Source organism: Thermobrachium celere DSM 8682, assembly GCF_000430995.1.
Taxonomy (GTDB): domain Bacteria; phylum Bacillota; class Clostridia; order Clostridiales; family Caloramatoraceae; genus Thermobrachium; species Thermobrachium celere.
On the sequence record NZ_HF952033.1, the window covers coordinates 1 to 656 of the forward strand.

At 32.0% G+C, this 656-nt stretch carries 1 protein-coding gene and 1 pseudogene; both read left to right on the top strand.

What is annotated here, in order from left to right:
• Positions 1 to 233 (top strand): annotated as a pseudogene (locus TCEL_RS13890) (hypothetical protein); the annotation flags it as partial.
• Positions 202 to 656: DNA-processing protein DprA (locus TCEL_RS11470; RefSeq protein WP_198010687.1), on the top strand; the 455-nt coding region annotated here is incomplete at its 3' end. The pseudogene TCEL_RS13890 and the gene TCEL_RS11470, both read left to right, overlap by 32 nt.

Consider the following 656-nt stretch of genomic DNA (forward strand, 5'->3'; position numbering starts at 1 on the left):
CCAATCCTTTAATAAAGGTATCAATAGACGTAACAAAGCCTTCATCATCTGATACATGGTCAAGATTTTATGACAGAAAGGCTTTAGCAGATATAGTAGATTATATGATGTTCATGGCTTATGATGAACATTATCAAACATCAACTGTCGCAGGTTCAGTTGGTTCACTTCCTTGGGTAGAACAAGGAATAAAAGAGATACTTGCCAATTGCTGTTTTGGGGTCAGGGTTTGATAATATATATCCTAAGGAAAATATAAAATTATTAAATAGGATTATAGATAACGGATGTGTTTTAACAGAGTATTTACCAAATATTAAACCGTATGGTTATAATTTCCCAGAAAGAAATAGAATAATAAGTGGGTTATCAAAGGCTGTTTTGGTTGTAGAAGCAAGTATTAACAGTGGTTCAATGATTACAGTTAACTGTGCTTTAGAACAAGGAAAAGATGTATATGCAATCCCAGGTGATATCTATAAGGAGACAAGTAGAGGATGTAATAAATTAATTAAAGAAGGGGCAAAGTTAATTGATTCAGTTGATGATATTTTGTATGAATTCGGAATAAGAGCAGAAAATAGTCAATATAATATAGAATTAGATGAGTGTGAGCAAAGGATATTGGAGTGTATCAGTGAGGGAAAAATTACATT